The organism is Methylorubrum podarium (genome assembly GCF_022179745.1).
GTDB classification, from domain to species: Bacteria; Pseudomonadota; Alphaproteobacteria; order Rhizobiales; family Beijerinckiaceae; genus Methylobacterium; species Methylobacterium podarium.
The window spans coordinates 1-8088 of the sequence record NZ_BPRD01000121.1; the positions used below are offsets into that span (position 1 = coordinate 1).

At 70.4% G+C, this 8088-nt stretch carries 8 protein-coding genes; 4 read left to right on the forward strand and 4 right to left on the reverse strand.

Going from position 1 to position 8088, the window contains the following annotated elements; all coding sequences use genetic code 11:
• On the reverse strand, positions 1–1177 hold a 1177-nt coding region (locus MFF42_RS06365), incomplete at its 3' end, for a methyl-accepting chemotaxis protein (RefSeq protein WP_238254989.1).
• Positions 1178–1722: 545 nt separating this feature from the next.
• On the opposite strand from MFF42_RS06365, the gene MFF42_RS06370 reads away from it, so the two are divergent.
• Together MFF42_RS06370 and MFF42_RS06375 are read left to right on the forward strand one after the other, a co-directional pair.
• The gene (locus tag MFF42_RS06370) at positions 1723–2748 is read left to right on the forward strand and encodes an NAD(P)H-dependent glycerol-3-phosphate dehydrogenase (RefSeq protein WP_238254990.1); all 1026 of its coding nucleotides are present in this window, start codon (positions 1723–1725) and stop codon (positions 2746–2748) included.
• A 107-nt stretch (positions 2749–2855) separates the two neighbouring features.
• Entirely contained in the window at positions 2856–3278 is a 423-nt protein-coding gene (locus MFF42_RS06375) for an EVE domain-containing protein (protein ID WP_238254991.1), read from the forward strand.
• A 42-nt stretch (positions 3279–3320) separates the two neighbouring features.
• Here the strand turns inward: MFF42_RS06375 and MFF42_RS06380 are convergent, their stop codons facing one another.
• On the reverse strand, positions 3321–4511 hold the full coding sequence (locus tag MFF42_RS06380; RefSeq protein ID WP_238254992.1) for an acyltransferase family protein: 1191 nt from the start codon (positions 4509–4511) through the stop codon (positions 3321–3323).
• Between the two features lie 363 nt (positions 4512–4874).
• Between MFF42_RS06380 and MFF42_RS06385 the strand changes: the two genes are divergently transcribed.
• Positions 4875–5492, forward strand: coding sequence for a ParB-like protein (locus MFF42_RS06385; RefSeq protein WP_238254993.1), 618 nt, complete (start codon positions 4875–4877; stop codon positions 5490–5492).
• Here the strand turns inward: MFF42_RS06385 and MFF42_RS06390 are convergent.
• Together MFF42_RS06390 and MFF42_RS06395 are read right to left on the reverse strand one after the other, a co-directional pair.
• The gene (locus tag MFF42_RS06390; protein ID WP_238254994.1) at positions 5456–5968 is read right to left on the reverse strand and encodes a disulfide bond formation protein B; all 513 of its coding nucleotides are present in this window, start codon (positions 5966–5968) and stop codon (positions 5456–5458) included. The two genes, MFF42_RS06385 and MFF42_RS06390, sit on opposite strands and share 37 nt — an antisense overlap.
• A complete protein-coding gene (locus MFF42_RS06395) occupies positions 5965–6546 on the reverse strand; it encodes a YqaA family protein (RefSeq protein WP_238254995.1) in 582 nt (193 codons plus the stop codon). Before MFF42_RS06395 ends, MFF42_RS06390 begins: the two co-directional genes overlap by 4 nt.
• Before the next feature lie 215 nt (positions 6547–6761).
• Between MFF42_RS06395 and MFF42_RS06400 the strand changes: the two genes are divergently transcribed.
• Entirely contained in the window at positions 6762–7985 is a 1224-nt protein-coding gene (locus MFF42_RS06400) for an FAD-dependent monooxygenase (RefSeq protein WP_238254996.1), read from the forward strand.
• The last annotated feature ends 103 nt before the right edge of the window (positions 7986–8088 follow it).

Genomic DNA, 8088 nt, shown 5'->3' on the forward strand with positions numbered 1-8088 from the left:
AGGATTGGCTCGCCAGCGCCTTTACCTCGGTGGCGACCACCGCGAAGCCGCGGCCGGCCGCTCCGGCGCGGGCCGCCTCGATGGTGGCGTTGAGGGCGAGCAGGTTGGTCTGGTCGGCGATCGAGCGGATGACCGAGACCACCTCGCCGATGCGCTCGGCGGTGGCGGTCAGGCCGCTGACGATGCCGCCCGCCTCCTCGGCGCGGGTCACGGCCGCGTCGGCGGCGATCTTGGCCTGCGAGGCGTGGCGGCTCAGCTCCGAGATCGAGGCCGCGAATTCCTCGGCGCCCGCGGCGACCGACTGGACGTTGTTGGAGGTGACGGCCACCGCCGCCGCCGTCTCGCTGGCCTGGCGGCTGACATTCGACATCGCGCCGGTGATGGAGCCGAGGTCGGCCTCGATGGAGCGCTGGCCGTCGGCGCGCCGACGGCGATCCGTCACGGCCTGGGTCACGTCGCTGGCGAACTTCACCACGGCGCAGGGGCGGCCGTCGCTGTCGAGGATCGGATTGTAGCTGCCGTAGATCCAGACCGACCGGCCACCCTTGGCGAACCGCTGAAACTCGCCGGCTTGAAAGGTCCCGTTCGCGAGCGACTTCCAGAAGGTGGCATAGGCGCCGCTCTTGGCCTCCTCGGGATCGACGAACAGGCTGTGATGCCGGCCCCGGATCTCGTCGAGCCGGTACCCCATCGTCGTGAGGAAATTCTCGTTGGCGTCCGTGATCGTGCCGTCGAGGTCGAATTGGATCACCGCCTGGGACCGGTTGATCGCGGCGATCTGCCCCGCGTAGCCGGCATTGCGCTGGGTCTGGGCCGTGATGTCGCTGGCGAACTTCACCACCTTGTAGGGCCGGCCGCCCCGGTCGAGGATCGGGTTGTAGGAGGCCTGGATCCAGATCGGCCGGCCGTCCTTGGCGATGCGGCGGAACTCGCTGGCCTGAAACTCGCCGCGGCGCAGCGCGTCCCAGAACGCCTTGTATTCCGGGCTTTCGCGCTGTTCCGGCGGCACGAACGTCGCGTGCGGGCGACCGCGCACCTCATCGAGGGTGTAGCCCACGAGAGCGAGGAAGTTGGCATTCGCGTCGGTGATGGTGCCATCCATCGCGAACTCGATGCGTCCCATGGCACGATCGACGGCGGCGAGGATGGAAGCCTGCTCGGAATGGAAGAGCGCCATGGCGTGGGGGGATCCTGGAGTCAGGTCGTTCAACGGAACCTGTTTTCGATTATGTTCATTAATCAAATGTGAATTCCGCCGGCTTTTTCGAACGGTTATGTAGTAACGCTGTCATGGTGATTGAAAAAACACGGAGGCAAAGCGACAAATTGATCCACGTCGGTGCTTGGCTATTGCGAAAACGCAGTGAAAGCATCTACGAGGAGACGATAAGGCAGTGATCCAGCAAAGCTCGGTCACGAACATTAAGTGCATGCCCTTTACATAGATCAATTGCTGCGTTTTCCCGGGTCTGGCTGCCGAAAATCTTCCCGCTCCGATCGGCATCAAAAAACTGTGATTCCGGTCTCTGCCGGTCCAACGTGGAACCGAGGAACGTCGCCCGCCGGGCCGACGATGGACCGTGATGCTCTCGAGACCGGCGGGCCTCTCGAGATCGCGGATCGACGCTCGCACTTCCGGCGGCAGGGCGTTATCGCCTACCGGACGATCCGGTGCAGGACCGGCACCGTGACCGTGACCGGGCGGGTCGCACCGGGTTCCCGATGGAGGCAGACATGACGTCAGGCACGCAGCGGCGGGAAGACGTCGTCGCCGTCGTCGGCGGTGGATCCTGGGGCACGGCGCTGGCCAACGCCGCCGCCGCGGCGGGCCGTCCGGTGACGCTCTGGATGCGCGATGCGGCGGCAGCCGCGCGGATGGAGCAGGTCCGTGCCAACGAGCGCTACCTGCCCGGCGTCGCCCTGCATCCGGGCGTGCGGGCCACCGCCGAGGCGGCCGCCCTGGCGCAGGCCGGCACGGTGCTGCTCGTCGTGCCGGCCCAGACCCTGCGCGGCGTGCTGGCCGGGCTCGCGCCCTCGCTGGCGCCCGGCGCCGCGGTGGTGCTCTGCGCCAAGGGGATCGAGCGGGGCAGCGACGCCTTCATGAGCGCCGTGGCGGCGGAGGTGCTGCCGGCCGGTGCGACGGTCGCGGTGCTGTCGGGACCGAGCTTCGCCTCCGACGTCGCCCGCGGCCTGCCCACGGCCGTGACGCTGGCGGCGGAGGACGGCGCCAGCGCGGCGCGGCTCGCCGGCCTGCTCTCGGGACCGGCCTTCCGGCTCTACCACACCGACGACGTGCGCGGCGTCGAGGTGGGGGGAGCGGGCAAGAACGTGCTCGCGATCGCGGCCGGCATCGTCGCGGGCCGCGGTCTCGGCGAGAGTGCCCGCGCCGCGCTGATCGCCCGCGCCTTCGCCGAACTGATGCGCTTTGCCCGCGCCTATGGCGGAAGGGCGGAGACGTTGATGGGCCTGTCGGGCCTGGGCGACCTCGTGCTCACCGCCTCCTCGCCGCAATCGCGCAACTTCGCCTTCGGCGAGCGCCTGGGGAAAGGCGCGACGCCCGAGGAGGCCGCGGGCGGCAAGCTCGTGGAGGGCGCCTTCACCGCGCAGGCGCTGGTTGGCCTCGCCCGGACGCGGGACATCGAGATGCCCGTGGCCGAGGCGGTCGCCGCGGTGGTGGCCGGGGCGCTGACCGTGGATGCGGCGATGGCACGCCTGCTGTCGCGGCCGCTCAAAGCGGAGACCGCCTGAGCGGCCCTTCCGCCGCGCGGCCTGGGGGCGAGGCGGCGCGCGCCCTTCATGCGCGGCCGGATTTTCGATAAGCGGGAGCGCTTTTTTCCACGGAGCCGTCCCGCGCCATGGCCTACTGGCTGTTCAAGTCCGAGCCCTCGACCTGGTCGTGGGACCAGCAGGTCGAGGCGGGGGAGGCCGGCACCTTCTGGAACGGCGTGCGCAACCACCTCGCCAAGAAGCAGATGCAGGCGATGCAGGTCGGCGAGCGCGGCTTCTTCTACCATTCCAACGAGGGCAAGGCCGTCGTCGGCGTCGTCGAGGTCATCAGGCCCTATTATCCCGACCATACCGACGAGAGCGGACGCTTCGGCATGGTCGACGTGCGGGCGGTGGCGCCGATGCCGCGCCCCGTGACCCTCGACGCGATCAAGGCGGAGGCCGCGCTCAAGGATATGGCCCTCGTCACCAACTCGCGCCTCTCGGTCCAGCCGGTGACGGAGTCCGAATGGACCACGGTCTGCGCCATGGGCGGTCTCGGCGATCGCTGAGCGGCGGTTCGTGCGGGGCCGCCCACCTGGGCTGGCAGCCTCTCAGCGGGTGAGGGCGCCCAATACCAGGCCGCGGCTGCGCAACTTGGTGCCCACCGTCTCGACGGCGCGTCCGAGCCGGGCCCGCAGGGGCGGCTCGACCCGCCGCGACACCACCAGGGACGCGGCGACGGCCACGAGGATGCCGCCCGCGAGGTCCACGGCCGGCGGCAGGCCGTGAGCGAGCAGGAACCGCATCGTCAGCGCGCCGACGAAGGTGTGCAGCAGGTAGAGCGGGTAGGTCGCGAGACCGAGATCGCGGAACCGCCGCCCGAGTCCGGGGGCGATGTCGGTCAGCGCGGTGTTGACGCGAATCGACAGGCAGAACAGGCCCATGAAGACGGCGTAGAAGAGCCACGGCATCGCCGGGCTCCGGTCGAGGCCGAGCGAGGCGCCGACGAAGCCGGCATCGTAGCGGATCTGCAGGAAGGCCCCCGTCAGGCATACGGCGAGGGCGGCCATGCGGGTGACCGTCAAACCCTGCCGCGCCGCGCTCCACAGCAGCACGCCGAGGGCGAAGTGGCAGCCATGGGTGACGAGAACGAGCTTGGCGATGCGCGTGCTGATGATCCGGTCGAGGTCCGGGAAGACCGGCGCCGCCGCCAGCAGCCACGCGAGCGCACTGATGACGCCGACCGCCATGACCACCGGCTCCAGCCGTTCGAACCGGTTCAGGCACAGCAGGAGGTAGACCAGGGCGTAGAACACGATCTCGATGCCGAGCGTCCAGTAGACGCCGTCGATCCAGCGCGGGACCGGGAACAGGATCAGCGTGCGGCCATAGCGCTCGAGCAGGATCCACACGGAGTCCGGGAAGAAGAGCAGCGCGAGGCCGAAGGAGACGGTGGCGCAGAACCAGACGCCCGGCATCAGGCGCAGGATGCGCCCGGTGAGAAAGCGCGACGCGCTCGCGTTCGAGGCGGAATAGGCGATGACGTAGCCCGAGATCACGAAGAACATCTGCACGCCGACCCAGCCCTGCGCGCTGACGGGCAGCAGGGTCGGAAACGGGATCGGCGACCCGACGAGAACGGCCGCCTCGCTCGACGGGACCATCCAGGCGGTGCAGCCGAGGTGGTAGAGCATGACGAGGCAGGCCGCGCCGAAGCGGAGCAGGTCGAGGCCGATCAGGGGACGCGGCCCCTGCGCGCGTGGCGCCGCCGACGGCTCACTTCCGGTCGAGACGGATGCCATGCCAATCTTCCCATCGCCGAAACGCCGCCGGGCCGTGATCCGGACACGCGACTTGCGCCTAACTTGTCTTCCGGCAAGATCCCCTCGATGACAACGGGATTAAAATACCGATGTCGCCCCTTTTTCCGGGTGCTTCCGGGTCTTGACACTGAAAATGCGACCCTAAGTCTCGCGCAACCGTGATGCGTGGCCGCTCGTTCGAGCGCGGACCGCGAGGGTCCGCTCCCCGCAAATCCAGCGATCCCCGAGCCGCCACCCGCGCCCTCCCGCAAGCCGGTCTCCGCGGTGCCCGGATCGGGCTTGCCGGACGATCCGGCGGCGCGGCGCTTCACGGCCGAGGCTGGAACAGGATTGGAGACATCGATGGCGCCCCGTGAACCCCTGCTCATCTCCGTGCCGATCGCGGAGCTGCGCCCGACGCAGATCACGGTGGGCTACCGCGAGGTGGCCGAGAAGCGCCGCCGCTGGCGGGAACACGACCCGAAGAAGAAGGCGGAGTTCCTCGGCTCGCACATGATCCCGGTGCTGCTCGGGCCCAAGAAGAAGCACTACGTGATCGATCATCACCACCTCGCCCGCGCGCTGCAGGAAGAGGGGGAGAAGGACGTGGTGGTGACCATCGTCGCCGACCTGCACAAGCTCGACAAGGACGCCTTCTGGACGGTGGCCGACCACAAGGCCTGGGTCCACCCCTACGACGCCGCCGGCGTCCGGGTCGGCTTCGACGACATCCCCAAGGCGATCGCCGATCTCGCCGACGACCCGTTCCGCAGCCTCGCGGGCGAGCTGCGCCGGGCCGGCGGCTTCGCCAAGGACACGACGCCCTTCAGCGAGTTCCTGTGGGCCGACTACCTCCGGCGCAACCTGAAGCGGAAGGCGGTCGAGCGCGACTTCACCGCGGCGATGGAGGACGCCCTGCGCCTCGCGAAAGCGCCGGATGCGGGCTACCTGCCCGGCTGGTGCGGGCCCCTCGACGGCTGAGCGACGAGCGCGGCCGCCGCGGCGAGGAGACCGAGGCCGGCCGCGATCACGGCGTTCCAGCCGGCGAGCGAGAGACCGAGGAAGCGCCACGCGGCGGCCGTGCAATCGACCGGCCGCACGGTCTCCAGGTTCTTCAGGAAGTCCGCCACATCCGCCGGTCCGGGGCCGGAGCCGCCGCCGCAATCGTTGGGTCCCGGCCAGAATCCCCACTCCGCCCCCGCGTGATACACGCCGAGACCGGCCCCGTAGATCAGCACCACGGCCACGAGGCCGAGGAGGAAGCGGGCGGGCCGCGGCGGGAGCAGGGCGGCGACCAGCGCCAGCGGCGCGGCGAGGTAATAGGGCACCCGCTCCGTCAGGCAGAGCTTGCACGGCACGTAGCCGAGGCCGTGCTCGAACACGAGGGCGCCGCCGACGGTCAGCGCAGCGCCGAGCGCCACGGCGACGGCGGCGGCGCGGAGGGGGATGCGGCTCACAGCATCACCTTGAAGGCGACGAAGCCCAGGATCACCACGGCGGCGAACAGCCCCGCCACCACGTTGAGGTGCCGGTCGAGCACCGCGCGGATGCCGATGCCGTAGCGCCCGAGCAGCCAGGCGAGCAGGAAGAAGCGCGCGCCCCGGGTCACGAGCGAGAGAACCGTGAACCAGAACAGCGAGTAGTGGGCGAAGCCCGAGGTGATGGTGACCAGCTTGTAGGGGATCGGGGTGAGACCCTTCAACAGGATCACCCAGTGCCCGTAGGTGGCGTAGGAGGCCTGGAAGGTCTGTGCCTTGTCGGCGAGGCCGTAGAGGTTGAACAGCCACTGCCCGACCGAATCGAACAGCAGCGCGCCGATCGCGTAGCCGACCAGCCCGCCGAGCACCGAGGCGACGGTGGCGATGGTGGCGTAGAGCCAGACCCGGTCCGGCCGGCTCACCGCCATCGGCACCAGCATCGCGTCCGGCGGGACGGGGAAGAACGAACTCTCCGCGAAGGCCACCGCCCCGAGCGCCCAGGGCGCCGAGGGCTTGGCGGCGAGCGCGAGTATCCACTCGTAGAGCCGGCGGATCATGGGGCCTCGTTGCGGTCCGGGAAGCGGTGCCCTTTCAGCACAGATGCGGGCGCGAGGCGAGGGCCCCAGGCAAGGGCGGAACGAGGGGGCCGCCCCGTCGCGGCGTCGTGACGGCGCATGGCGCAGGATTCCGCTGGGCTTTCGCCCGCATGCGCACATATCCCCGGTGCCGGGGCCGGGTGCGCCGCGGATCGATCGGAAACGGGTTTGTGCCGATGCCGCGCCGCGTCTTGATCACAGGGGCCAGCGTGGCCGGCAACACCGCCGCGTTCTGGCTCGGCCGCGCAGGCTTCGACGTCACCGTCGTCGAGCGGGCGCCCGAATTCCGCGACGGCGGCCAGAACGTCGATGTGCGCGGCGTCGGGCGCGAGGTGCTGCGGCGGATGGGGCTGGACCAGGCGGCCCTGGAGCGCGGCACCGGCGAGGAAGGCACCACCTGGGTCGATGGCCGCGGCCGGGTCGTCGCCCGCTTCGCCAGGACGGAGATCGACGGGGACGGGCCCACCGCCGAGATGGAGATCCTGCGCGGCGATCTCGCCGGTCTCCTCTGGGAGGCCGCCCGCGGGCAGGCCGCCTTCCGCTTCGGCGATAGCGTGGCGCGCGTCGAGCAGGACGCGGAGGGCGCGACCGTCGCCTTCGCCAGCGGACGGACCGAGCGCTACGACGCGGTGATCGTCGCCGAAGGAGTCGGGTCCTCGACCCGCGAGCGCGTCTTCCCCGGCGAGAACCGACCGCGCTGGATGGACCTGACCATCGCCTATCTCACGATCCCCCGGACCGCCGACGACGACAGGATGTGGCGCTGGTACAACGCCACGGAGGGCCGGGGCGTCTCCCTTCGTCCCGACCGGCACGGCACCACGCGGGCGATGCTGATGATCCAGCAGCCGCCGGGCGGCGAGCAGGATTGGGAGCCCGACCGGCAGCGGGCCTTCCTGCGCGCGCGGTTCGCGGGTGCGGGCTGGGAGGCGCCGCGCGTGCTCGCCGCGCTGGACGCGACGGACGACTTCTACTTCGACGTCCTGCGCCAGGTGCGGATGACGGCCTGGTCGAAGGGACGCGTCGTCCTGACGGGCGATGCCGCGTGGTGCGCCACCCCGCTGGCCGGCATCGGCACGACTCTGGCGATCACCGGGGCCTATGTCCTGGCCGGCGAGATGTCCCGCGAGAGCGATGTCGCCGGCGCCTTCGCCGCCTACGAGCGGGCCATGCGCCCGATGGTGGGCAAGGCCCAGGGCGTGCCGAAGATCGCACCGCGGATGATGAACCCGCACAGCCGGCTCGGCATCCGTCTCCTGCACGTGGGCCTGCGCGCGGCGAGCCATCCGGGCCTGCGCAACCTCGCCGCCAAAGCCTTCGCCCGGCCGCCGGTGGAGCCCGACCTGTCGCCCTACCGGGCCATGGAGACCGACCGCCGGCCCGAATACCTGTCCAGCTGATCGGATCGGTCGGGCAGCTACGGCTTCCGGTTGATCTCCTCGGCAAGATTAAGGCCTGTCCCCTCCCCCTTGTGGGGAGGGGCTCGGGGTGGGGGTGGTGCAG